Annotated in this window: 20 protein-coding genes and 1 tRNA gene; 13 read left to right on the top strand and 8 right to left on the bottom strand. The window is 35.4% G+C overall.

The window, feature by feature from the left end:
- The gene (locus ES724_RS09860; protein WP_146932549.1) at positions 1-1,407 is read left to right on the top strand and encodes an efflux transporter outer membrane subunit; all 1,407 of its coding nucleotides are present in this window, start codon (positions 1-3) and stop codon (positions 1,405-1,407) included.
- A 135-nt stretch (positions 1,408-1,542) separates the two neighbouring features.
- Here the strand turns inward: ES724_RS09860 and ES724_RS09855 are convergent, their stop codons facing one another.
- A complete protein-coding gene (locus ES724_RS09855; RefSeq protein WP_146932547.1) occupies positions 1,543-2,016 on the bottom strand; it encodes a CYTH domain-containing protein in 474 nt (157 codons plus the stop codon).
- Positions 2,017-2,028: 12 nt separating this feature from the next.
- The gene (locus ES724_RS09850) at positions 2,029-2,685 is read right to left on the bottom strand and encodes an NAD(P)H-binding protein (protein WP_146932545.1); all 657 of its coding nucleotides are present in this window, start codon (positions 2,683-2,685) and stop codon (positions 2,029-2,031) included.
- Between the two features lie 213 nt (positions 2,686-2,898).
- On the opposite strand from ES724_RS09850, the gene dinB reads away from it, so the two are divergent.
- A complete protein-coding gene (gene dinB / locus ES724_RS09845) occupies positions 2,899-3,999 on the top strand; it encodes a DNA polymerase IV (RefSeq protein ID WP_034885999.1) in 1,101 nt (366 codons plus the stop codon).
- 81 nt (positions 4,000-4,080) lie between these two features.
- Here the strand turns inward: dinB and pyk are convergent, their stop codons facing one another.
- From pyk to ES724_RS09820, 5 genes are all read right to left on the bottom strand, one after another.
- Positions 4,081-5,511: a pyruvate kinase gene (gene pyk, locus ES724_RS09840; protein WP_146932543.1), complete on the bottom strand. Its 1,431-nt coding sequence runs from the start codon at positions 5,509-5,511 to the stop codon at positions 4,081-4,083.
- Entirely contained in the window at positions 5,511-5,996 is a 486-nt protein-coding gene (locus ES724_RS09835) for an IPExxxVDY family protein (RefSeq protein WP_026836765.1), read from the bottom strand. The genes pyk and ES724_RS09835 overlap by 1 nt, the downstream gene beginning before the upstream one ends.
- A gap of 110 nt (positions 5,997-6,106) precedes the next feature.
- The gene (gene rnc, locus ES724_RS09830) at positions 6,107-6,841 is read right to left on the bottom strand and encodes a ribonuclease III (protein WP_146932541.1); all 735 of its coding nucleotides are present in this window, start codon (positions 6,839-6,841) and stop codon (positions 6,107-6,109) included.
- A 9-nt stretch (positions 6,842-6,850) separates the two neighbouring features.
- On the bottom strand, positions 6,851-8,104 hold the full coding sequence (gene fabF, locus ES724_RS09825; protein ID WP_146932539.1) for a beta-ketoacyl-ACP synthase II: 1,254 nt from the start codon (positions 8,102-8,104) through the stop codon (positions 6,851-6,853).
- 16 nt (positions 8,105-8,120) lie between these two features.
- Complete coding sequence (locus ES724_RS09820) at positions 8,121-8,354, bottom strand: acyl carrier protein (protein ID WP_010227409.1); 234 nt, start codon at positions 8,352-8,354, stop codon at positions 8,121-8,123.
- Positions 8,355-8,500: 146 nt separating this feature from the next.
- On the opposite strand from ES724_RS09820, the gene purN reads away from it, so the two are divergent.
- The 4 genes from purN to ES724_RS09800 all read left to right on the top strand — a co-directional run bounded on the left by purN (position 8,501) and on the right by ES724_RS09800 (position 12,553).
- Positions 8,501-9,103: a phosphoribosylglycinamide formyltransferase gene (purN, locus tag ES724_RS09815; protein ID WP_146932537.1), complete on the top strand. Its 603-nt coding sequence runs from the start codon at positions 8,501-8,503 to the stop codon at positions 9,101-9,103.
- Positions 9,096-9,560: a ribonuclease HI gene (gene rnhA, locus ES724_RS09810; RefSeq protein WP_146932535.1), complete on the top strand. Its 465-nt coding sequence runs from the start codon at positions 9,096-9,098 to the stop codon at positions 9,558-9,560. Before purN ends, rnhA begins: the two co-directional genes overlap by 8 nt.
- Positions 9,561-9,654: 94 nt before the next feature.
- Entirely contained in the window at positions 9,655-10,593 is a 939-nt protein-coding gene (locus ES724_RS09805; RefSeq protein ID WP_146932533.1) for a PfkB family carbohydrate kinase, read from the top strand.
- Between the two features lie 61 nt (positions 10,594-10,654).
- Entirely contained in the window at positions 10,655-12,553 is a 1,899-nt protein-coding gene (locus ES724_RS09800; RefSeq protein ID WP_146932531.1) for an amidophosphoribosyltransferase, read from the top strand.
- Positions 12,554-12,788: 235 nt separating this feature from the next.
- Here ES724_RS09800 and ES724_RS09795 read toward each other — a convergent pair whose 3' ends face one another.
- On the bottom strand, positions 12,789-13,403 hold the full coding sequence (locus tag ES724_RS09795; protein WP_146932529.1) for a superoxide dismutase: 615 nt from the start codon (positions 13,401-13,403) through the stop codon (positions 12,789-12,791).
- A gap of 174 nt (positions 13,404-13,577) precedes the next feature.
- Between ES724_RS09795 and ES724_RS09790 the strand changes: the two genes are divergently transcribed.
- From ES724_RS09790 to ES724_RS09760, 7 genes are all read left to right on the top strand, one after another.
- Complete coding sequence (locus ES724_RS09790) at positions 13,578-16,718, top strand: UvrD-helicase domain-containing protein (protein ID WP_146932527.1); 3,141 nt, start codon at positions 13,578-13,580, stop codon at positions 16,716-16,718.
- 31 nt (positions 16,719-16,749) lie between these two features.
- Entirely contained in the window at positions 16,750-17,943 is a 1,194-nt protein-coding gene (kbl, locus tag ES724_RS09785) for a glycine C-acetyltransferase (protein ID WP_146932525.1), read from the top strand.
- Positions 17,944-18,191: 248 nt separating this feature from the next.
- The gene (locus tag ES724_RS09780; protein WP_146932524.1) at positions 18,192-19,598 is read left to right on the top strand and encodes an OmpA family protein; all 1,407 of its coding nucleotides are present in this window, start codon (positions 18,192-18,194) and stop codon (positions 19,596-19,598) included.
- An 84-nt stretch (positions 19,599-19,682) separates the two neighbouring features.
- On the top strand, positions 19,683-22,442 hold the full coding sequence (locus ES724_RS09775; RefSeq protein ID WP_146932523.1) for a PD-(D/E)XK nuclease family protein: 2,760 nt from the start codon (positions 19,683-19,685) through the stop codon (positions 22,440-22,442).
- Positions 22,429-23,286 carry an alpha/beta hydrolase family protein gene (locus ES724_RS09770; protein ID WP_146932522.1) on the top strand — a complete coding sequence of 286 codons (858 nt, stop codon included), beginning with the start codon at positions 22,429-22,431 and terminating at the stop codon, positions 23,284-23,286. Before ES724_RS09775 ends, ES724_RS09770 begins: the two co-directional genes overlap by 14 nt.
- A gap of 85 nt (positions 23,287-23,371) precedes the next feature.
- A tRNA-Ala gene (locus ES724_RS09765) sits at positions 23,372-23,445 on the top strand.
- A gap of 56 nt (positions 23,446-23,501) precedes the next feature.
- On the top strand, positions 23,502-24,005 hold the full coding sequence (locus ES724_RS09760) for a GNAT family N-acetyltransferase (RefSeq protein ID WP_146932521.1): 504 nt from the start codon (positions 23,502-23,504) through the stop codon (positions 24,003-24,005).
- The last annotated feature ends 210 nt before the right edge of the window (positions 24,006-24,215 follow it).

Raw genomic sequence — 24,215 nt, 5'->3', positions numbered from 1 at the left:
ATGAAAATCTTATATAAATCAAAATTCTTAATTCTTGGGATGCTTGCCCTAAGCTTACAATCTTGTTTTGTAGCTAAAGATTACAAGCGGCCAGAGAGCGTTGTTCCGCAGGAAAATCTATATAGAACAGATGAGTTACCTCAAGATAGCCTGAATATGGCTGAGGTTTCTTGGAGAGAAATGTTTAAAGATCCTGTCTTGGATTCTTACATAGAGAAAGGACTTCAGAATAACTTGGATGTGCGTATTGCGATTCAGCAAATATTAGCCGCAGAGGCTTATGTAAAGCAGGGAAAAGCCGGATACCTTCCAACTTTAGGATTGGGGACAAGTGTAAATCATCAAATCCTGTCTAAAAACAGTCAGTTTGGCTCTTTTTTCGATGGAAGTATTACCCAATATGAAGCAACCGGAAACCTTTCCTGGGAGGCAGATATCTGGGGAAAAATAAGAAGTAATAAACGAGCATTTGAGGCTTCCTATCTTCAAAGTGTTGCGGCACATCAAGCAATAAAGACCAGGTTAATTGCCAATATTGCCACTAGTTATTATCAATTATTGGCTTTAGATGAACAAAAGAGGATCACAGAAACTACAATAGAGACAAGGAAAAAAGGTTTAGAAACCACTCAGGCTTTAAAAGAAGCTGGTAATTTGACTGAAGTTGGAGTGAAACAAACAGAAGCTCAAGTTTACACTGCAAAAGCTATTTTGATAGATATCAAAAACGAAATTAGATTGTTGGAGAATTCACTTTCTATTCTTCTAGGTGAAGCGCCTCAAAATATTCAAAGAGGAGTTCTTAATGATCAGGAGATCACCACAGATCTTGAAGTTGGTGTTCCAATGCAATTATTGAAAAATAGACCAGATCTTGTTGCTGCAGAGTATAATTTGGTAAATGCCTTTGAGCTTACCAATGTGGCGAGAAGTAATTTCTATCCTTCTTTAAGCTTAACTGCTAATGGTGGATTTCAAAGTTTAGATATAGATAAACTTTTTAGTGTGAATTCTCTTTTTGCAACTCTTATTGGTTCTTTAACCCAGCCAATTCTTAACGGAAGAAAGATCAGAACCCAATTTGAAGTAGCACAATCTCAAAAAGAACAGGCGGCTCTTAATTTTGAAAAATCACTGTTAATTGCGGGAAAAGAGGTTTCTGATGCCTTGTATAATTACAAAGCAAGTACAGATAAGATAGAAGTGAAATCTATGGAATTCCAGGCATATTCTGATGCTACCGTATATTCTGAAGAATTACTCAAAAATGGTTATGCTAATTATCTGGAAGTATTAACGGCTAGAGAGAATGCCTTGAGCTCTCAGCTAGATCTTGTTAATGCCAGATTCAATCAGTTAAAATCTGTGGTTGATCTTTATAGAGCCCTAGGTGGTGGATGGAGATAAAAATTAATTAGTTGTTAGTTGAAAAGCATCCCGAAAGTTTTAAAGCCTTCGGGATGTTTTAATCAAGAGCCTTGGGGGAATTAAACCCTCAATGAAGGAATTTTCCGCCTTTGGCAGTCCACCAAGGCTGCATTTCTATTTTTTCCAGTTCTTGTAGGGATTGATGCAAAGTTGAGAGTTATAATAGTTGTTATTCCCTGTTACTTCCTCGCCTAACCAATTAGGTTTTTCAAAAATGTCCTCTTCAGAAAGCAATTCAATTTCCGCTATAACTAGCCCTTGATTACTTCCAAAAAATTCATCTATTTCGAAAGTGAATTCTTTAGATTTCACTAAATAGCGCACTTTTTCAATAGCGCCCGGCTCACAAAGTTTTAAAAGCTCCAAAGCTTCCTCTACCGGAATCTCCTTTTCCCATTCAAACCTTGATAAACCACTTTCAGAAGACTTCCCCTTAATAGTGATAAATGCTTTTTTATCCTGAATCCGGATTCTGGTGGTTCTTTCCGGGTGCGAGTTTAAGTAACCTTGTTTTATTTCTGAACTTTTAAATGCTTCAGTTTTATATTTATCTGAAGTCACTAAAAATTTTCGTTCTATTTCTATCATAAATTTTGAGAGTTATTCTGAAGCTAATTTCTGAATTTCATCAGATTCGATCAATATCTTAGGATAGCCAGAATTTGCGCAAATATGCATTGCTTTTGCGATAGTTTTAGGTTGAATAGATCTATATTTTTTTAGGGAACCAACAAGTAGATTATTAATTGCCTTCATTCCTTTAATAGCTAGTTTTTCGAAAAATCTTTCTTCTTCTCTATCTCCAGCAATTAGTGAGGGCTGAAAAATATAGGTGTTCGTAATTCCTTGTTCCAGTACTTCATGCTGCATCTCCCCTTTCACTTTATTGTAAAAAACACCGCTATTAGCATCGGCTCCAAGTGCAGAGATCACCAAGAAAGTGTCTATTTTATTCTCTCTACAAAGTTTAGCAGCGGTAACCGGAATTCCCATGTCAATTTTTTTATAGGTTTTCTTGTCTGGGGTTTGACTTTTAGTTGTACCAATACAGCAGTAGACTTCGTCTGCATTGAAACTGTCTTTATAATCCTCTACCTTGAGTAGATCTACTAAATGTTCTTCCATTTTTTCATGCTCAAACCCAACACTAGATCTGGAAAAAACCTTCACTTTTTTGTAATTAGGATCATTCAGTAAAATTTTTAATAAGTAACCTCCTGTTAATCCCGTTGCCCCTAATAGTATCGCTGTTTTCATAATATCAATTTCTTTGATTTGGTCACAATTGCAATAATTCGTCATGCTGCACTTGTTTCAGCATCTAATAACAAACTTAAGTAAGCATAAGCCTTTTGGTTTTATATTAAATTTTTTGACTATCCAAAGATAGCGGATTATAACCTAGTCAAAAACATTAGTTAATAAGGTTACTTAGTATTAGGCTCATTCAAGTTTCACTAAATTTACGATGTGAAAACCCAATTCCCAATAAGAAAGATAATTCATATAGATATGGATGCATTTTACGCATCTGTAGAGCAATTGGACGATCCCGATCTACGGAATAAACCAGTTGCTGTTGGTGGGAGTTCAGAAAGAGGTGTGGTTTCTGCCGCGAGTTACGAAGCTAGGAAATTTGGTGTAAAAAGCGCCATGAGCAGTGTGATCGCAAAGCGAAATTGCCCAGAGTTAATCTTTGTAAAACCCAGATTTGAACGATACAAAGAAGTCTCAAGTCAAATAAGAGAGATCTTTTTAGAATATACAGATCTTGTTGAACCACTGTCTTTAGATGAAGCTTATTTAGATGTTACTGAGAACAAAAAAGGGATTCCTAGTGCATCTATGATCGCCAAAGAAATCAGGGAGAAAATAAAGGAAAAGACTGGTTTAAATGCTTCGGCAGGAATTTCCATAAATAAGTTTATTGCGAAGGTTGCAAGTGACATTAACAAGCCAAACGGACAAAAAACAGTAAACCCAGAAGAGGTAGAAGCCTTTTTGGAGCAATTGCAGATCAGGAAATTCTATGGTGTTGGAAAAGTAACTGCCGAAAAAATGTACCTTTTAGGGATCTTCAAGGGGATTCAATTAAAAGAAAAATCTGAAGAGTTCCTCACAGAGAATTTTGGAAAGAGCGGAAGATATTATTACAATGTAGTTCGAGGGATTCATACCAGTGAGGTAAAAACAGATAGAATTAGGAAATCCCTTGGTGCCGAAAGGACTTTTAATGAAAATATCGCTTCAGAGATCTTTATGATGGAGCGTTTAGAGAATATAGCGGAAGAAATTGAACGCCGACTTAAGAAGAGTAAAGTTGCCGGTAAGACCGTCACTTTAAAGATAAAATATAGCGATTTTACTTTACAAACTAGAAGCAAGACCCTGCCTTATTATATAGGTTCAAAAGCTGTTATTTTAGACACAGCAAAGGAATTATTGTTTCAGGAAAAAATGAAAAATTCTGTTCGACTCTTGGGAATTACACTTTCCAATTTAAACACAGGAAAAAAGGAAACTCACGTAAAAGAGAAAGAAATAGCGGTACAACTAAAGTTTGATTTCTAATTAAGTGTTTTTCACTAAAAAGCCACGAATACACTAATAAAACATTAGTGTATTCGTGGCTTTTTTATTTTAATCTAGGTGTTATTTTATTTCAGAAACACGTAGGGTATTTACCATTCCTTTATCGGCAATTGGCATAGCGGCCAGATTTATTATAAAATCTCCAACTTCTGCATAACCATTGTCACTTGCTATTTTATTAATATCCTCGATGGTCTCATCTGTGCTTGAAAACTTATCATAGAAGAAAGCTTTTACTCCCCACAGTAAACTTAACTGAGATAATATTCTATGGTTAGAAGTAAACACCAAAATCGTTGATTCAGGACGCCAAGCCGAAATTTGAAATGCAGTATATCCACTATTTGTTAAGGTACATATTGCTTTTGCTTTTATTTCGTTAGCCATTATCGCTGCATGAAAACACACAGATTTTGTGATATACCTGTTAGTTCTAACATGTGGAGGATCGTGTGGCACCTTTATAAGCGGTGAGTTTTCTACACTCTTAATGATCTGTGTCATTTTCTCAATCACCTGTACCGGATATTTTCCAACAGAGGTTTCCCCACTTAACATTACCGCATCTGCACCATCCATCACAGAATTTGCCACATCATTTACCTCTGCTCTTGTTGGAGTAAGGCTTGTGATCATGGTTTCCATCATTTGAGTAGCAATGATAACGGGAATTCTTGCTTTTTTGGCAATTAGCACCAATTGTTTCTGGATAAGCGGAACTTCTTGAGCAGGGATCTCTACACCAAGATCTCCACGTGCTACCATTAGCCCGTCGCAGTATGCAACTATTTTATCTATGTTCTCTACGCCCTCAGGCTTTTCGATCTTAGCAATAATTGGAATTTTATGATCACTGTGCTTTTTGATCAATTCCTGTAATTCCATTAGGTCTTCTGCATGTCTCACAAAAGAAAGCGCGATCCAATCTACTTCTAGTTCACAGGCAAAAATCGCATCTTTTATATCCTTAGTTGTAAGTGCCGGTAAAGAGATCTTTGTATTAGGAAGATTCACCCCTTTTCTGGATTTTAAAGGACCTCCCTGAATTACTTTTGCAACCACTTCATCGGTTTTGTTAGTGCTTATAATTTCAAACATCAACTTCCCATCATCCAATAAAACTCGTTCCCCAGGTTGCACATCTCTTGGAAACTGTGCGTAGTTCATATAAACTCGAGATGCAGTTCCTTTAAATTCTTTTCCTGTAGCAAAAATGATTTGGTCTCCTGGGTTAACAACCACTTCTTCCTTCATTTTTCCCACCCTTAATTTAGGGCCTTGAAGGTCGGCAAGTATTGCTGCCGTATATCCAAATTCTTCATTAAGCTCCCGAATCATTTTAATTCGCTCCTTCACATCTTCATAATCTGCGTGCGAAAAATTAACTCTAAACACATTTACCCCTGCTTCTAGCATATCTTTCAACACAGATTTTTCGCTAGTTGCTGGTCCTAATGTGGCTACAATTTTTGTTCTTTTATTTGCTGGCATTAATCTACAATTAAATTATTTCTTGATTTTAGCTGATTTACATCAACTATATATGTTGTAATAACTCTTGGAATCCTGCTAATGGCATTCAAGAGATCCTGAATAAGCTCTTCCCCTAGATCATCTTCTATTTTTAAAAAATAATCTACCTTTTTATACTCTGGAATTAAATGCGTGAGTTGAGTAGAATTTTCTTCTTCTACAAATAACGACCCCGAACTAACCACTTTTTTCACAGATCCTTTATACTTGTTCTTGAACAAATAATACGTACGGTATTTTGTAGGTTCTCTAAAAAAATAGAGCGGATACAATGCCTGCACCTCCCCGTGATTAAAATCCACGTCGAAAGGAGTACGTTTAAGGCTTAATTGCAGGTTCATATTCAATAAAAAAGCCATTTTAAATTCCTCTAAAGAACTATGGATGGCCAATAAATGATAATCATCCTCTACATCATCCAAAAGTAATTTGTGGGATAACATACTCTTAATCTTTAATGTTAAAGATAGAATAAGAATACAGAATTCTAAGGAAATTAGAACATTTTTTGCGAAATACTTACGAAAACGTTATAGTTGGAAAGGGTTGATTTCTAGTTGTCTATCTTAGCTTGAAGCGCGTAATATGCCCTTTTAGATGCCTTTTCTTCTGCTTTCTTTTTGGAAGTAGCCCTTGCTTTTGCCACCACTTTATCTTCGATTCTAAGTTTTACAGCGAAGTGTTTCATTTCTTCATTACCAGAATCATCATAAACCTCGTAATTGAAGTTTTTCTTGGTTTTTTGGCACCATTCTATAAGTAAGCTCTTATAACTAATCACTTTTCCTTCGAGCTGCTCGATATCTACATATGGAATGATAACCCTATCAAATATAAATTTCTTGCAATATTTATATCCACGATCCCAATAAATTGCTCCTATCAGGGCTTCAAAAAGGTTTCCGTGAATATTTGCTCCAAACTGTTCCTTTGGAATATTAGTTTGCACGTGACCGATAAGATTCAGGTCTTTACCCAATTCATTCAAATGCTTTCGGCTTACAACCTTAGAGCGCATCTTGGTAAGATACCCTTCATTGCCACCTGGAACTGTCTTAAACAAATAGGCTGCTATTACTGCACTAAGCATAGCATCTCCCAAAAATTCCAAACGTTCAAAATTTATAGCATTCCCTTCTTCATCTCTTTGATTTAAAGATCTGTGAGTAAATGCTTTTCTATAGAAATTGATATTCTTAGGTCTAAATCCCAAGATCTTTTGCATTTCTATAAAAAAATTCCCGCCTTTAGAAGAACGGGAATTTAATATGTTTCGAATAACACTCATTGCGATAGGTTATTCATCTAATTTTTTAAACAGTACACATGCGTTATGACCTCCAAATCCAAAAGTATTACTCATTACTAGGTTAACTTCGCGTTTTTGCGCTTTGTTCAAAGTAAGATTTAATTCCGGATCTATGTTTTCATCTTGATGTTCGTGATTGATCGTTGGAGGGATAATTCCATGCTTCATAGAAAGTATTGAAGAAATAGCTTCAATAGCTCCCGCAGCTCCTAACAGGTGACCTGTCATGGATTTTGTTGAATTGATATTAATATTCTTAGCGTGTTCTCCAAAAACTTTAGAGATTGCTTTCAGTTCAGCTACGTCCCCTAGAGGTGTAGATGTTCCATGAGTATTTATTGCGTCTACATCTTCAGGTTTTAAACCTGCATTTTGCAAACAATTCTCCATTACTGCAATGACACCAATTCCGTCTGGATGTGGCGCCGTCATGTGGTAGGCGTCAGAAGAAAGTCCTCCGCCAACAAATTCGGCGTAGATCTTTGCTCCACGTGCTTTTGCATGTTCATATTCTTCTAAAACCAAAGCACCTGCTCCTTCTCCTAATACAAATCCATCTCTGGTTGCATCAAAAGGTCTAGAAGCCGTTTCGGGACTTTCATTTCTTGTAGAAAGAGCATGCATGGCATTAAATCCTCCCATTCCCGCTTTTGTTACTGCAGCTTCAGATCCGCCAGAAATAATCACATCGCTATATCCCAAGCGAATATTATTTAAAGCATCAAACATAGCATTAGCAGCAGAAGCACAAGCTGAAACTGTTGTGTAGTTTGCTCCCATAAAACCATGACGAATCGAGATATTACCAGGGGCAATATCTGCAATCATCTTAGGGATGAAAAATGGATTAAAACGCGGTGTTCCATCTCCTTCAGAGAAATTGATCACCTCATCCTGGAATGTTTCCAATCCTCCAATTCCTGCTCCCCAAATCACTCCAACCCTATGTTTGTTAACAACATTCAGGTCTATTCCGGAGTCTTTAATGGCTTCATCTGACGCGACAATTGCGTATTGCGCAAATCTATCCAGCTTTCTAGCTTCTTTCCGATCGAAAAAATCAAGAGCATTAAAATTTTTGAGTTCACAAGCGAATTTTGTCTTAAACTTTTCAGCATCGAAATAGGTTATAGGTGCACATCCACTTTTACCAGCCACCAATGCATCCCAATATTCTTCAACATTGTTTCCAATAGGCGTGAGGGCTCCTAAGCCTGTAACTACTACTCGCTTTAACTCCATATAGTACTATTCTTTTTTATTTAGCTTTTTCGATATAAGAAATTGCTTGACCAACTGTAGCAATGTTTTCTGCTTGGTCATCTGGAATCTGGATATCGAATTCTTTTTCAAATTCCATGATCAATTCCACAGTGTCTAATGAATCAGCGCCTAGGTCGTTCGTGAAACTTGCTTCTGTAACAACTTCGTTCTCGTCTACGCCTAATTTGTCAACGATAATCGCTTTTACTCTTGATGCAATGTCTGACATAATATTCTATTTTAATTTTGATTAAGTGGCAAAAATAAAAAACTTTACTTTAAAACTCGTTTTTAGTTTAAAAATGTGACGGGAATTTACGTAATTTTCATTTAAACCCTTTATTTTTACACTTAATAATTGTTAACAGCGAAGATTTGTCCCCATCAAAAAGAATATTTTCCAAGAAAATTGTTGTCTTCGCATCTGGCTCAGGCTCTAACGCTGAGAATATTATACGATATTTTAAAGATTCTGGCACTGCCGAAGTGGTTTCTGTACTATCCAATAAGCCTTCAGCAAGAGTTTTAGACAGAGCACAGAAATTAAATGTGAAAGCACTTTATTTTGATAGAGATGCATTTTATAACACGAATGATGTTTTACATATTTTAGAAGACACCAATCCAGATCTTATAGTATTGGCTGGCTTTCTTTGGCTATTCCCCTCTTCTATCCTAGAAAAGTTTCCAAATAAGGTTATAAATCTTCATCCTGCATTACTGCCTAAATATGGCGGAAAAGGAATGTTTGGAAATAATGTGCATCAAGCTGTGTTAGATAATAAAGAAAAAGAAACCGGAATTACTATACATTACGTGAATGAGAAATATGATGATGGCCAGATCATCTTTCAAAAAGCATTTTCCATTTCTTCTACAGAAACACTTACAAGTCTTACTGAAAAAATTCACGAACTAGAACATCGGCATTTCCCGAAAGTGATCGAGAATCTATTAGAATCTTCAACAATTGATTAATCCTGAAGTTCATATTTATACGGACGGTGCCGCACGTGGCAATCCCGGTCCTGGTGGTTACGGAATTGTAATGGAATGGGTAGGCAAACCTTATAAAAAAGAATTTTCTAAAGGTTTTAAGCACACTACCAATAATAGAATGGAATTGCTGGCTGTTATCGACGCCTTAAAAAAGCTCAAAAAACCCGGAGTACCTATTCTGGTATTTACAGATTCTAAATATGTGGTAGATTCTGTAAAAAAAGGCTGGGTATTTGGTTGGGAGAAGAAAAAATTTAAAGACAGGAAGAATACAGATCTCTGGAAAGATTTTCTTGTAGAATACAGAAAGCACAAAGTAGATTTTCAGTGGATTAGAGGCCACAATAACCATGTTCAAAATGAACGCTGCGATACGCTCGCGGTGGCAGCATCTAAAGAAAAACGTCTTCTTATAGACGAGGGTTTTGCTGAATAGATCCTCCTGTAAAAATTGATCCCATAATTTTCAAAATTGCTAAGTGTCTTGAAAAACAAACCGTATATTTGCAGCACATTTTTGAAACGTAATTATGAGTAAATTATTGATAGTAGGCACAGTAGCCTTCGATGCAATTGAAACCCCATTTGGAAAAACCGATAAAATATTAGGTGGTGCTGCCACATATATTGGTTTATCTGCTTCCCAATTCAACGTTAAAAGCGCTATAGTTTCTGTAGTAGGAGAAGATTTCCCACAGGAACATATGGATCTTCTAACCAGTAAAGAAATAGACATCCAAGGAATTGAGGTAGTAAAGGGAGGAAAAACTTTCTTTTGGAGAGGAAAATACCACAATGATTTAAATACCAGAGACACTTTAGATACGCAATTAAATGTGTTAGCCGATTTTAAACCTGTTGTTCCTAAAGATTTTAAAGATTCAGAAATTGTGATGTTGGGGAACCTTCATCCTTTAGTTCAATTGAGTGTTTTAGAACAAGTTAACAACCCAAAGCTAGTTGTATTAGATACAATGAACTTTTGGATGGATAACGCACTAGAAGATCTCAAAAAAGTGATCGCTAAAGTAGATGTAATAACTATTAACGATGAAGAAGCTCGCCAATTGACTGAAGAGCACTCTTTGGTTAGAGCAGCTAGAAAGATCGAAAAAATGGGCCCTAAATATGTAGTGATCAAGAAAGGAGAGCATGGAGCATTATTGTTTCATAAAGACCAGATCTTTTTCGCACCCGCATTACCATTAGAAGAAGTTTTTGATCCAACTGGAGCAGGAGATACCTTTGCTGGTGGCTTTACAGGTTATTTAGCACAATCTGAAGATATTTCTTTTGAAAACATGAAGAATGCTGTGATCTATGGATCAAGTTTAGCTTCCTTTTGTGTAGAGAAATTTGGAACTGAAAGAATGGAGAATCTAAAACATTCTGATTTAGAATCACGCCTTCAAGAGTTTCAGAGCTTAACACAATTCGATATAGAATTAACGCCTACAAAAACCCTGTAATTTCAGGGTTTTTTTTGTGACTAAAATTATTTTTCAACCCTATTGAGGAAAGGTATTTATTATGAGTGACGCATTAAAACATGAGTGTGGGATTGCACAGATCCGACTATTGAAACCCTTAGAATTCTACAAAGAAAAATATGGGAGTGCATTTTACGGAGTAAACAAAATGTATTTAATGATGGAGAAGCAGCATAACCGTGGACAAGACGGAGCGGGCTTTGCTAGTATTAAATTGAATACAGATCCTGGAGATAGGTACATTAGTAGATTACGATCTAATGCTTCTCAACCTATTCAGGATATATTTGCACAGATAAACGAACGTATTAATACAGAATTAATTGAGCACCCTGAATATGTTAATGATGTAGCCCTTCAGAAAAAAAATATTCCATACATAGGAGAACTTTATCTAGGACACGTACGCTACGGAACTTTTGGTAAGAACAGTATTGAGAGCGTTCATCCTTTTCTTCGCCAGAACAACTGGATGCACCGTAACCTTATTGTCGCCGGGAATTTCAATATGACCAATGTCTCCAAGCTTTTTGATAAGCTGGTAGAACTTGGCCAACACCCTAAAGAACGTGCAGATACTGTAACGGTGTTGGAGAAGATTGGGCACTTTTTAGATGATGAAGTTCGTAAATTATATAAGAAATTAAAGAAAGAAGGCTATACAAAAGTAGAGGCATCTCCATTAATTGCAGATAGGCTTAATGTTGCAAAGATCTTACGGAAGTCTGCAAAAGACTGGGATGGTGGCTATGCAATGGCCGGATTATTAGGCCATGGAGATTCATTTGTGCTAAGAGATCCTTCAGGAATTAGACCAGCATATTATTATCAAGATGATGAAATTGTAGTAGTTGCTTCAGAAAGACCTGTAATTCAAACAGTTTTCAATGTGAAGTTTGAAGATGTAAAAGAATTAGAACCCGGGCATGCAATTATCACTAAGCTGGATGGAGAAGTATCCATTAAACAAATTTTAGAGCCATTAGAGAGAAAAGCATGCTCCTTCGAGCGAATCTATTTTTCTAGAGGTAGTGATGCAGAAATTTATAAGGAGCGTAAAATGCTTGGTCGTCTTTTAATGCCAGAGGTATTAAACTCTATAGATCACGACACTATTAACACCGTTTTCTCTTTTATTCCAAACACGGCAGAAACCTCTTTCTTAGGAATGGTGGAAGCAGCGCAGGATGAATTGAACAAGCAAAAAAATGAAGCCATTCTTTCTGAAAAAGATACTCTTACAGATGAAAGGCTTAAAGAAATCTTGGCACACAAGCTAAGAACTGAAAAGGTTGCTATTAAAGATGTGAAACTTCGAACGTTTATTACTGAAGACAGTAGTAGGGACGATCTGGTAGCACATGTTTACGATGTTACTTATGGAGTGGTAAAACCCGAAGACAATTTGGTGATCATAGATGATAGTATTGTTAGGGGAACAACCCTCAAGAAGAGTATCATTAAAATGATGGATAGATTAAATCCGAAGCAATTAGTTGTGGTTTCATCTGCTCCACAAATAAGATATCCAGATTGTTATGGGATAGATATGGCGAGGCTTGAAGGTTTAGTGGCTTTTAGAGCAGCACTTGAACTTTTAAAAGATGCCGGTAAATATGATCTTATAGAAGAGGTTTATAATAAGTGCAAATTACAGGAGCATCTGGAAGACAAGGATGTGAAGAATTTTGTAAAAGAAATTTACGAACCGTTTACAGACCAAGAGATCTCTGATAAGATTGCAGAATTGCTAAGCGAACCAGAAGTAAAAACTAAAGTAAAGATCATTTATCAAACTGTAGAGAATCTTCATAAAGCCTGTCCTGACCATTTAGGAGACTGGTATTTTACTGGAAACTATCCTACTTTTGGAGGAAATCGTGTAGTAAATAGAGCATTTATAAACTTTTATGAAGGAAATGAAGGAAGAGCTTACTAAGTTCTTATGTTTTAGCGAATAATTTACCGTTTAACTAATATCTGGGTTGTTCATCTAAAAGTGTTTGTGTGGCTGTATTAATTACATATATTAGCAAAGCCATAGCATAAGTAGGTTAAGTTCATGGTAGATTTGGGGCAAAAAAAGGTGGATCTCATCCACCTTTTTTTATGCGCAATAGTGAACAAAAAAAAGCCGAGTTTCCTCGGCCCTTTTAATTCTTATATATTAAGATCTATTTCTCTTTTTCCTGAGCATATCTTGCAGAAACTTCTTTCCAGTTAATCACATTGAAAAATGCGTTAATATAGTCTGGACGTTTGTTCTGATATTTTAAATAATAAGCATGTTCCCAAACATCCATCCCTAAGATTGGCATCCCACCACATCCTATTTCTGGCATTAAAGGGTTATCTTGGTTTGGAGTAGAACAAACTTCTACCTTTCCTCCTTTGTGAACACATAACCATGCCCATCCAGATCCAAATTGTGTAGCTCCGGCTTTAGAAAACTCATCTTTAAAAGCATCAAAAGAACCAAATGCAGCGTCTATAGCTTTTGCAAGTTCTCCTTCGGGTTTACCGCCTCCGTCTGGTGACATAACTTCCCAGAATAATCTATGGTTATAAAAACCACCACCGTTATTTCTAACAGCTTTATTCTTCATGTCTAGGTTCTCAAGGATATTCTCTATCGTTTTGCCTTCATTATCTGTTCCCTTAATAGCGTCATTTAGCTTGCTTGTATATCCCGCATGATGCTTATCATGATGAATCTCCATTGTTTTGGCATCTATATGTGGTTCTAATGCATCAAAGGCATAGTTCAACTTTGGTAATTCAAAAGCCATAATTATATGTTTTTTAGTTAATATTTATTCAATTGTTTCAAATTTAAGCATTAAGGAATTTAATCTAAATGTTTTTGTGTTATAAAATACTTAAAGATTGTGTTTTAATTAGAAGGATTTATTACCATATTCCTTTAAATTTAGACTCGCTAACTATCATAAAACTTCATTTAGTTGATCAATCCAAACACCTTTACTATTTATAACGCTTCTGCCGGCTCTGGCAAAACTTTTACGCTTGTAAAAGATTATCTAGTATTACTTTTAAATAGCAGTAGAGATGATGCTTATAAAAATATTCTCGCAATCACTTTTACCAACAAAGCTGTTGGTGAAATGAAATCTAGGCTTATTGTTGGATTAAGTTCTTTAGCAAAGCAGGAAACTCCCGCTAATAGCGAATCTCTTTTGACACTTCTAATGAAAGAGACCAATTTGACTAAGGAAGAAATCCAGCAACGATCAAAAAGGATCCTGAAGAATATTCTTCATAATTACGCTGCTTTCGATATTTCCACGATAGATAGGTTCACGCATAAAATAATAAGGACTTTTGCCAAGGATCTTGGAATTCCAGTGAATTTTGAAGTGGAACTTAATTTAGATCTAATTCTGCAAGAGGCAGTAGACCGAGTTATAAATAGGGCCGGAGAAGAAAAAGAACTCACTAAAGTTCTCTTGAAGTTTACATTAGATAAAACCGATGATGACAAGAGTTGGGATATTAGTAGGGATCTATTCTCTTTCTCAAAATTACTCATCCGTGAAAGTCAGCAGCATTACGTGCAACAACTAAAAGGGAAGAGTCTTCAAGATTTCGCCGATTTTTCTGAAAAAATGAAATTGGGAATCATTTTAATTGAAGAAGATATCACAGGATATGCTAAATCTTTTTTTGAGCTTGTAACGAATTTTGATCTCAGCGAAAAAGATTTTAATGGAGGTTATTTGTTTAAGTATTTTACAAAAATAAAAAAGCAGAATTTTATAAAATTATTTGGAGCTAAATGGCAAGACAAACTTGAAGATTCTCCTCTTTACCCTCAAAGATTAAGTGATGATAAGAAAGCTGTTTTAGATCAACATCAATCTGAAATTGCAGAACTTTTTAATAGATCTAAAAGAGCTATTCTTAAACGGGACTATTTAAAAGCTATTGATAAAAGTATCATTCCGCTTTCTCTGTTAAGTGAAATTTCCAATGAGATCGATAAGATCAAGAAAGAACGCTCCCTTGTTTTGATCTCCGATTTTAATCCTACCATCGCCAAAGAGATAAACAATCAACCTGTGCCTTTTATATATGAGCGACTTGGAGAACGCTACAAGAATTACTTTATAGACGAGTTTCAGGACACTTCAGAAATGCAGTGGACCAATATAATCCCTTTAGCAGATCACAATCTTAATACCATCCAATCTGAGACTGAGCCAGCTGCAAATATAACCTTGGTTGGAGATGCAAAACAGTCAATTTATAGATTTAGAGGAGGGAAAGCAGAACAGTTCATTGATCTCTGTATGGCTGAAAATCCATTCCAAGTAGAAAAACAAGTAATAGATCTTCCTTCTAATTATAGAAGCGCTAAAGAAGTAGTAGAATTTAATAATTCCTTCTTCCAGTATATTTCTAATAAGTTTGAAAGCAACACCTATAAAACTCTTTTTATGGGAAGTGCTCAAGAACCCATCAGGCAAGTAGGTGGCTATGTGAATGTTTCTTTTTTGGAAGCTAAGAAGAAGGAGGAAGAATTAGAATTGCACCCTATAAAGTCTTTAGAAATAATTAAAGATCTAGATAAGCAAGGTGTCTCCAGAAGTGATATTTGTATTTTAACAAGGACGAGAAAGGAAAGTTTTGCCATCGCCAACTATTTAAATGAGCAAGGTGTATCTATAGTTTCGTCAGAATCTCTGTTGGTGTCTAATTCTCCAGAAGTTCGTTTTATAAATAATCTATTTACTTCTTCATTAAATCCTCACGATAAAAATATAAAATGGGAGTTGCTTAATTATCTGGTTCAGAAATTAGAGATTAAAGATGCGCATAGATTGATCCTTGAAAATTTAGAAAAGGAACATCAGGAATTTTTTGATTGGTTAACAGATTATGATATTTATTTTGACATTAAAAAAATTCAGATATTATCTATATATGAAGCTGCCGAATATATTATAAGAGCATTTTTTTTAATTAAAGATTCCGACGCCTATCTCCAGTTCTATTTAGATTTTGTTTTTGATTCCTTAAATAATAAAAACATTGGTGTATCAGAATTTTTAGAACTCTGGAATCAAAAAAGAGAAAAACTAAGCATCCTCGCCCCAAAGTCTAATGACGCGGTCCAGATAATGACCATTCATAAATCTAAAGGCCTAGAATTCCCAATAGTGATCTACCCTTTTGCCAATTCTGCATTACAGGATATCTCGCGAGAATCTATCTGGTTGCCTTTACCTGAAGGTTTAAACGATATCCCTATTGGATATTTAAAAGCTTCAAAAGGAATGTTGGATTGGGGAGAAACAGAAGCGAACGCTTATCAAGAGCTTTTGGATAAAACAGAGTTTGACAGCATCAATATTCTATATGTGGCATTTACCAGAGCATCCCAACAACTTTATATAATTTCTAATTTAGACATTAGCTCTAAAGGAGAGATAAATGAAAATAAAGTATCTGGTTTGCTCATTGGATATTTAAAAGACAAGGGTGTATGGAATGATGACCAGGAAACTTTCGAGTTTGGATTGAAAAGGATAGAAAACTATAAAATTTCAGAAACTCCTACTAACCTTAAAAACAATCATTTTTTCTCATCATCAACGCAAAATAATGCCGTACAAATAATGACTAAATCTGGTTTGCTATGGGATTCCCTTCAGGAAAAAGCGATTATAAAAGGGGATTTGTATCATGATATCTTTTCAGAAATAGATACTTTAGAGGATATGTCTTCAGCGATCAAAAAATTTACTCAGGATGAAAATTTATCTGAAAGCGAACTTCAGGAATTGGAGAAATTAATTTCAGAAGTTATTCTTCATCCAGAACTATCAGAATATTATACTTCGGATGCTTTAGTAGTTAAAGAAAAGAATATTTTAAGCCCTAATGGGGAGGTTTTGCGTCCTGATAGATTGAACATAAATGACAACTTTGTTACTATTATAGATTACAAAACAGGAGCTTTCCAAAAGTCGCATCAGCTTCAAATGGAACAATATGAAAACATCTTATCCGAAATGGGATATACTTGCCTTAAAAAAATACTGATATATATTAATACAGAAGTGAAGCTCACATTTGTTTAAAAGATGTTTATTTTTGAATAAAATTAAAATTATGTACGGATCAATAAAAGAGCATTTAGAAGCTGAAATAAAAGAGATAAAAGAAAACGGGCTTTATAAAAAAGAACGCATAATTAATTCTCCCCAGGGAGCTGCTATAAAAATAAGTACAGGCCAAGAGGTTCTTAACTTTTGTTCTAACAACTATTTAGGACTGTCTTCTCATCCAGATGTAATCCAAGCAGCTAAAGACACTATGGATTCTCATGGATTTGGAATGTCAAGCGTTCGTTTTATTTGTGGAACTCAAGATATCCATAAAGAGCTGGAACAGAAAGTAGCCGATTTCTACGGGACGGAAGACACTATTTTGTATGCTGCGTGTTTTGATGCCAATGGTGGGATCTTTGAGCCTTTATTATCTGCAGAAGATGCAATTATATCAGATTCTTTAAATCATGCTTCTATTATTGATGGAGTTCGTCTTTGTAAAGCTGCAAGATATCGTTATGCGAATGGCAATATGGAAGATCTGGAGAAACAACTCCAAGCCGCTAATGAAAAAGGTACTAGATTTAAATTGATCGTGACCGATGGTGTTTTCTCCATGGATGGTTTAGTTGCTCCTTTAGATAAAATATGTGATCTAGCCGATAAATATGATGCCATGGTGATGGTAGATGAGTGTCATGCAACAGGATTTATTGGGAAGACAGGTATTGGAACCATGGAAGAAAAAGGTGTTTTAGGTAGAATAGATATTATTACGGGAACCTTTGGTAAGGCCCTTGGAGGTGCAATGGGAGGTTATACAACTGGTAAAAAAGAGATTATAGACCTTTTGAGACAACGTTCCAGACCATATCTGTTTTCGAATTCCTTAGCACCTTCTATAGTTGGTGCCTCTATAAAGGTTTTCGATATGCTTAAAAACGATACAAGTTTAAGAGATAAATTAGAGGATAATACTAAGTACTTCAAAGAAAAAATGAAGGCTGCAGGTTTTGATGTTATAGATGGGGATTCTGCAATTGTACCAGTAATGTTATACGATGCAAAATTATCTCAGGATATGGCAGATAAATTACTAGAAGAAGGAATTTATGTAATTGGCTTCTTTTTCCCAGTAGTCCCTAAAGATAAAGCAAGAATTCGAGTTCAACTTTCTGCTGCGCATGAAAGAGAACATTTAGACAAAGCCATTGCTGCTTTCACAAAAGTGGGAAAAGAATTAAAAGTAATATAAAGGACTAACCCAATCACTTAATTGTTAAAAACATTGATTTAATCTAATTTTTTAAGCCTTATATTGTTAATTTTATAGCCTAAAAATTAGATGATATACGCTGATTTTATAGTTTAAAACAGAGAAAAACCCTATAAATACAGTATATATAGAGGTCAATTAAGAAAACTTTATTATTTTTGTCTTTGTTAATATCGAATTAGCACATACTTTTGCTTCAATTAACACTTAAAACTAAATCAACAAATATGAAACATCTTAGCAGATTTTTATTAGCTTCAATGTTCGTTTTGGGCTTCTCTTCAATGCAAGCACAAGACGCAAACAACCCATGGGCCATTGGTATTGGCGTAAATGCGGTTAATTATGGTGGTACTGGTGACGACACCCCAGGTATGGTCGGTAACGGCGTAGCTGGAGGAGAATTTGGAGACAAATTCTTCGAAACTGAAAAATGGAATATCCTTCCTTCTGTTTCTAGACTTTCTGTTTCCAGATACGTAGGTGGTGGATTCGTAGTTGAGGTTGCAGGTTCTGTTAACCAAATAGATACTTTCGGAGATCAAAGTGTGGACGATTTATCTTACTACGCTGTTGATGGTATGGCTAACTATAGTCTTAGAGCTTTATTGAACGACGGATGGTTTGACCCACAACTTGGAGTTGGTGGTGGTTACAACTGGTTAGATTCTGAAGGTGCCGGAACTTTAAATGGTAAGGCTGGTTTTAATATCTGGTTCTCAGATAATATCGCTTTAAACGTACAATCTACTTACAAACATGCTTTTAAAGATGAAGCAGATTCACATTTCCAACATGCTGCTGGTATTAAAGTAATCTTCGGAGGAAAAGATACTGATGGTGATGGAATTTATGACAAAGATGATGAATGTCCTGAGACTGCTGGTTTAGCAGAATTCAACGGATGTCCTGATACTGACGGTGATGGAATCGAAGATCGTAAAGATGCTTGTCCTAACGAAGCTGGTTTAGCTGAGTTTGACGGATGTCCTGATACTGACGGTGACGGAATCGCTGATCCTAAAGATGAATGTCCTACTGTTGCAGGAATTGCTGCAATGAATGGATGTCCTGATGCTGATGGTGATGGTGTAAAAGATAGTGAAGACGAATGTCCTAACGAAGCTGGTCCTAAAGAAAACAACGGTTGTCCTTTCGAAGATAAAGATGGCGATGGTGTTTTAGATAAGGATGATGAGTGTCCAGAAGTTGCAGGAACTGTAGCTAATAATGGATGTCCAGAACCAACTGTAGTTGTTATTGCAGAATTGAACGAATATTCTAAAACTGTATTGTTTGATTTGGCTAAAGCTTCTATACGTCCAGATTCTGGTGCTGCTTTAAAATCTATTGCAGATATCATGGAAGAATATCCAAACACTGTTTTCCACATTGGAGGTCATACAGATTCTCAAGGTGGTGACGAGTATAACTTGAAACTATCTAAAGAACGTGCTTCTTCTGTAAGAGAATTTTTAATCTCTGCTGGAATCCCAGCTAACAGATTAACTTCTGAAGGTTACGGTGAAGCAAGACCAATTGCAACTAACAATACTGCAGCTGGAAGACAAGATAACAGACGTGTTGAAATTTCTTTAGATAAAGACAAAGAAATGAGAAACAAAGAAATGTAAGTTTCTATTGATAAAATGTAGTAGAAAACTTTAAAGTTTTTTAAAAAATGCCCCGATTCTTCGGGGCATTTTCTATTTTTACCTATGACATCTTTTATCTCCCAAATCCTTAAACAACTCCTTTCACAGGAACAGGATATTTCTGAATTAATCTTTGTGCTTCCCAGTAAACGTGCTGGTGCCTTTCTTAGAAAAGAACTTGCAAACTTGGTAGATAAACCTATCTTTTCTCCAGAAGTAATTAGTATTGAAGAGTTTTCAGAAAAAGTATCTGAACTAAAAACTATAGATACTGTACACTCCCTTTTCGAATTATATGCGGTCTATAAAGAGCTTACTCCAAAAGAGAAGTTAGAAGATTTCGAAAGTTTTGGCAATTGGGCTCAAACCCTAATTCATGACTTCAACGAAATAGATAGATATTTGATAGACCCAAAGCAAATTTTTAATTATCTCTTTGAAATTCAGGATACCAATCACTGGTCTTTAGGTGAAGATCAAACAGACATAGTTAAGAACTATCTGGTCTTCTGGAAAAAACTGCCTGAATATTACAATTTACTCAAAGAGAATTTATTAAGTAAATCTGAAGGATATCAAGGTTTAATTTATAGAAATGCGGCAGAGAAGATTGACGTATTCGCTAAGTTAAATGCCGCGAATTATGTGTTTTTGGGGTTTAATGCCTTAAACAATGCAGAGCAGCACATTATTCAATCTATGTTAGCAAATGAAGCAAGGATCTTTTGGGACATAGATGAAGTTTTTTTGAAAGACGATAATCACGATGCTTCTTTGTTTATAAGACAATACCTAGAGAACTGGCCTTATTATAAAACCAACAAATTTGAGTTTGCTTCGGACACCTATAATTCTGAAAAGGAGATTGAAATTATTGGAGTTCCAAAAAACATTGGACAGGTTAAGTTCGTAGCAGAAACTCTTTCAGAATTAACTAAGGATCAACTTAATTCAACCGCATTGGTATTAGGCGACGAATCGCTTTTGTTACCAATGCTAAATTCTATTCCTAATAATATTGAAGCACTGAACATTACAATGGGATATCCCTTAAAATACAGTGTGTTCTCAAGTTTCTTTGAAAAATTATTCGAAATATATCAAATAGAAAATAATCAGATCTATTATAAAGATGTGGTTGCCGTTTTGAGTTCTCCGCTTATTATCAAGGCGACTAATTTTAGATCGGAGGAGGTAATAAACAAAATTAAAACTGAAAATTTGCTTTATCTAAGCAAGCAGCAAATAGAAAGCTTTTTTTCAGAAGAACAACAGGAATTAATTTCGGCCTGTTTCACAGATATAAAGCTTACCCCAGAACAAGTTTTACGAAGCTTCGGAGTTATTATTAGGCATTTTAAAAAGCTATTAAACAAAGATGAAGACAGCTTATCTCTTGAGTTTTTATATCATTACCATCTAGTAGTTGAAAGACTAGCTGAGTTAATAAATGAATTTCCACATTTCACATCTTTGGTTTCGCTGCTTCAGTACTTCCGGGAACTTAGTAGTCAGCAATCATTAGATTTTCAAGGAAAGCCTTTTCAGGGTTTACAACTTATGGGAATGTTAGAAACACGTGGGCTAGATTTTGAAACAGTTATTCTTACCTCTGTAAACGAAGGAATTCTACCCGCAGGAAAGAGCAATAATTCTTTTATTCCTTACGACCTTAAAAAAACCTTCAATCTTCCTACCTACAAAGAGAAAGATGCCATTTACACCTATCACTTTTATCATTTACTTCATAGAGCCAAGAAAATTTATTTGCTCCATGATACAGATACAGAAAGCCAGATGGGAAGTGAAAAAAGCAGATTCTTATTGCAGTTGCTCCATGAAAAGCAACCTGCCCATATAATAACCTCTTCCATAATTTCTCCCGAAGTTCCAGTAATTAAAAATGAGCTTCAGCAGATTGGTAAGACGCCTGAAGTTCTGGAGAAATTAAAGCTATTAGCAGGTCGCGGATTTTCACCTTCAGCACTCACAACTTATATAAGAAATCCTTTAGACTTTTATAAGCAATACATCCTAGGCATTAGAGATATAGAGGAGGTTGAAGAAACCGTTGCTTACAACACATTAGGTACGGTAGTGCATGATACTTTAGAAGTGTTTTATAAACCTTTTATAGGGAAACCGCTTACTATAGAAAAACTGAAAGAACTCAAAAAAGGAACTGCAAAAGAAGTTAAGATTCAATTTGAAAAGACCTACAGTAAAGCACCTTTAAGCTTAGGAAAAAACCTCTTGATCTTTGAGGTTGCAAAGCGATATGTTATAAATTTCCTGAATATGGAAATCAAGGAATTGGAAGCAGGAAGAAATATCATTATTAAAGAAGTGGAATCTAATCTCACCTCAGTACTTTCCATTCCAGAACTTGATTTTCCTGTTAGTATTAGAGGAAAAGTGGATCGTGTAGATCTTTTAGATGGAGTTTTAAGAATAGTAGATTATAAAACGGGCAAGGTGATGCAAAATCAGTTAGAAATAACAGATTGGGATTTACTCACCTCAGATTATGATAAGTATTCCAAACCCTTTCAGGTTTTAACCTATGCTACTATGCTCCTAAACAATACACATAATAATGGAGAAGTAGAAGCCGGAGTAATTTCCTTTAAAAATTTGAAAGAAGGATTTTTAAAATTCAGTTTAAAAGAAAAACAAGGTGGAAAATCAATAAAAAATGCGAACATTACAGAAGAAATTCTAAATGATTTTCAGGTGCAATTGTCAAGTTTGATTTTGGAGATTTGCAACCCGGAAATCCCATTTATAGAAAAAGAAATAAAACCCGCTTATGGAGCTTATTAAAAAGAACAATATTCAAATTACAGGAAAACATGATAAACCTATTTTAACAGATCTGGTTTATTCTGAAAACAACAAACCGAAACCAATAGTGATCTTTTGTCATGGATATAAAGGTTTCAAAGATTGGGGCGCATGGGACTTGATGGCTGAAGAATTTGCCGAAAAAGGTAATTTTTTCCTGAAATTCAATTTCTCTCATAATGGCACAACTCCAGAAAATCTGACAGAATTTTTAGATATTGAAGCATTTGGAGACAATAACTACATAAAGGAATTAGACGATCTACAATCGGTTATAGATTGGTTATTTTTATCTAACAATAAGTATCACAAGGATTTAAACACTTCTGATATTACAGTAATAGGTCACTCCAGAGGTGGAGGAATAAGCATTATAAAAGCGGCAGAAGAAAAAAGGATCACAAGATTGGTTACTTTTTCTTCGGTATCTGACTTTGCTTCTAGGTTTCCTTCCGGAGATGTTTTAAAAAAATGGGAAAAGAAAGGTGTAAACTATATTGTGAATACCAGAACCAAACAGCAGTTACCTCATCATTTTCAATTTTATACCAATTTCAAAGAAAACAAAGAGCGGTTAACAATTTCTAGAGCTGCAAAAGCATTAAAGATTCCGCATTTGGTGGTTCATGGAAGTAAAGACACTTCTGTGCCTTTGAGTGATTCTGGAAAATTATTCGATTGGAGTCCAGATTCAGAGCTTCTCTTGGTAGAAGGAGCAGATCACGTATATGCTGTATCACATCCTTGGGAAAGCAATGAACTTCCTTCAGATTTTCGTTATGTACTGGATGCAACCTTAAAATTTATTGCCAAAAGAGTATAGCCAAACTGGGGAAAATAATCGTCTCTTGGAACTCAAAATAAATTTCGCTCCTATAAATAAATGTTTAACTTTGAAATCGAAATTTGGGGGATTAGCTCAGTTGGCTAGAGCGTTTGGCTGGCAGCCAAAAGGTCATCGGTTCGACTCCGATATTCTCCACACAAAACCATCCATTTTTGGATGGTTTTTTATTTTAGCCCTTTAGTAGAGAAAATATGAAAATTCGTCAAGCTTATCAAGAAGATCTTTTGAAAGCAAAAAAGCTTACTGAGGCCTGTGCTGTTGGAATGCAACAATTAGGTATCTTTCAGTGGAATGAACATTACCCTTCTTTAGAAAAGCTTCAGCAAGATATAGATCAAAAGGAATTATATGTCTTAGAAGAAAATGACCAGATCATAGGAATCATTGTGCTTTCAGAAATTATGGATGAAGAATATATTAATGTTTCATGGTTAACGCCTTCACAAAAAAATCTTTACATCCACAGGCTTGCAATACATCCAGATAGCTGGGGAAAAGGTTTCGGGCAAAAATTGATGGATTTTGCTGAAGAATTTGCGAGAAACTTGGGTTATAAATCAATTAGATTGGACACCTTCAGTCTCAATAAAAGAAATCAAAATTTCTATGAAGCCAGAGGTTATCAAAAATTGGAAGATATTTACTTTCCTAAACAAAGTGCTGCGCCATTTCATTGTTATGAATTAATTCTGTGAAATATCTTTAGAATCCTAAAGATAAGACTGAATCGACCTTAACACGAAGCTATTAAATTCCAACAGATCAAGTTGAATTTAACTCCCAGATAATTCATCGAAAATCTGAATAATTCGTCCTTAGACATACTTCATAAAAAAGCCAACTTCCTCTAAAGTGAAAGTTGGCTTTGTACTCAATGATCAAGAACCGCTGCAAGCCCGCCCCAA

The organism is Gillisia hiemivivida (assembly GCF_007997295.1).
In the GTDB taxonomy this organism is placed as follows: Bacteria; Bacteroidota; Bacteroidia; order Flavobacteriales; family Flavobacteriaceae; genus Gillisia; species Gillisia hiemivivida.
This window is presented reverse-complemented; position numbering and strand designations above follow the sequence as displayed.

What these genes read in the sequence shown, in the direction of transcription:
- ES724_RS09860 (WP_146932549.1), top strand. Translation starts at nt 1, where the DNA reads ATGAAAATCTTATATAAATCAAAATTCTTAATTCTTGGGATGCTTGCC.
- ES724_RS09855 (WP_146932547.1), bottom strand. Translation starts at nt 2,016, where the DNA reads ATGATAGAAATAGAACGAAAATTTTTAGTGACTTCAGATAAATATAAA.
- ES724_RS09850 (WP_146932545.1), bottom strand. Translation starts at nt 2,685, where the DNA reads ATGAAAACAGCGATACTATTAGGGGCAACGGGATTAACAGGAGGTTAC.
- pyk (WP_146932543.1), bottom strand. Translation starts at nt 5,511, where the DNA reads ATGCCAGCAAATAAAAGAACAAAAATTGTAGCCACATTAGGACCAGCA.
- ES724_RS09835 (WP_026836765.1), bottom strand. Translation starts at nt 5,996, where the DNA reads ATGTTATCCCACAAATTACTTTTGGATGATGTAGAGGATGATTATCAT.
- rnc (WP_146932541.1), bottom strand. Translation starts at nt 6,841, where the DNA reads ATGAGTGTTATTCGAAACATATTAAATTCCCGTTCTTCTAAAGGCGGG.
- fabF (WP_146932539.1), bottom strand. Translation starts at nt 8,104, where the DNA reads ATGGAGTTAAAGCGAGTAGTAGTTACAGGCTTAGGAGCCCTCACGCCT.
- ES724_RS09820 (WP_010227409.1), bottom strand. Translation starts at nt 8,354, where the DNA reads ATGTCAGACATTGCATCAAGAGTAAAAGCGATTATCGTTGACAAATTA.
- ES724_RS09805 (WP_146932533.1), top strand. Translation starts at nt 9,655, where the DNA reads ATGAGTAAATTATTGATAGTAGGCACAGTAGCCTTCGATGCAATTGAA.
- ES724_RS09800 (WP_146932531.1), top strand. Translation starts at nt 10,655, where the DNA reads ATGAGTGACGCATTAAAACATGAGTGTGGGATTGCACAGATCCGACTA.
- ES724_RS09795 (WP_146932529.1), bottom strand. Translation starts at nt 13,403, where the DNA reads ATGGCTTTTGAATTACCAAAGTTGAACTATGCCTTTGATGCATTAGAA.
- kbl (WP_146932525.1), top strand. Translation starts at nt 16,750, where the DNA reads ATGTACGGATCAATAAAAGAGCATTTAGAAGCTGAAATAAAAGAGATA.
- ES724_RS09780 (WP_146932524.1), top strand. Translation starts at nt 18,192, where the DNA reads ATGAAACATCTTAGCAGATTTTTATTAGCTTCAATGTTCGTTTTGGGC.
- ES724_RS09775 (WP_146932523.1), top strand. Translation starts at nt 19,683, where the DNA reads ATGACATCTTTTATCTCCCAAATCCTTAAACAACTCCTTTCACAGGAA.
- ES724_RS09770 (WP_146932522.1), top strand. Translation starts at nt 22,429, where the DNA reads ATGGAGCTTATTAAAAAGAACAATATTCAAATTACAGGAAAACATGAT.
- ES724_RS09760 (WP_146932521.1), top strand. Translation starts at nt 23,502, where the DNA reads ATGAAAATTCGTCAAGCTTATCAAGAAGATCTTTTGAAAGCAAAAAAG.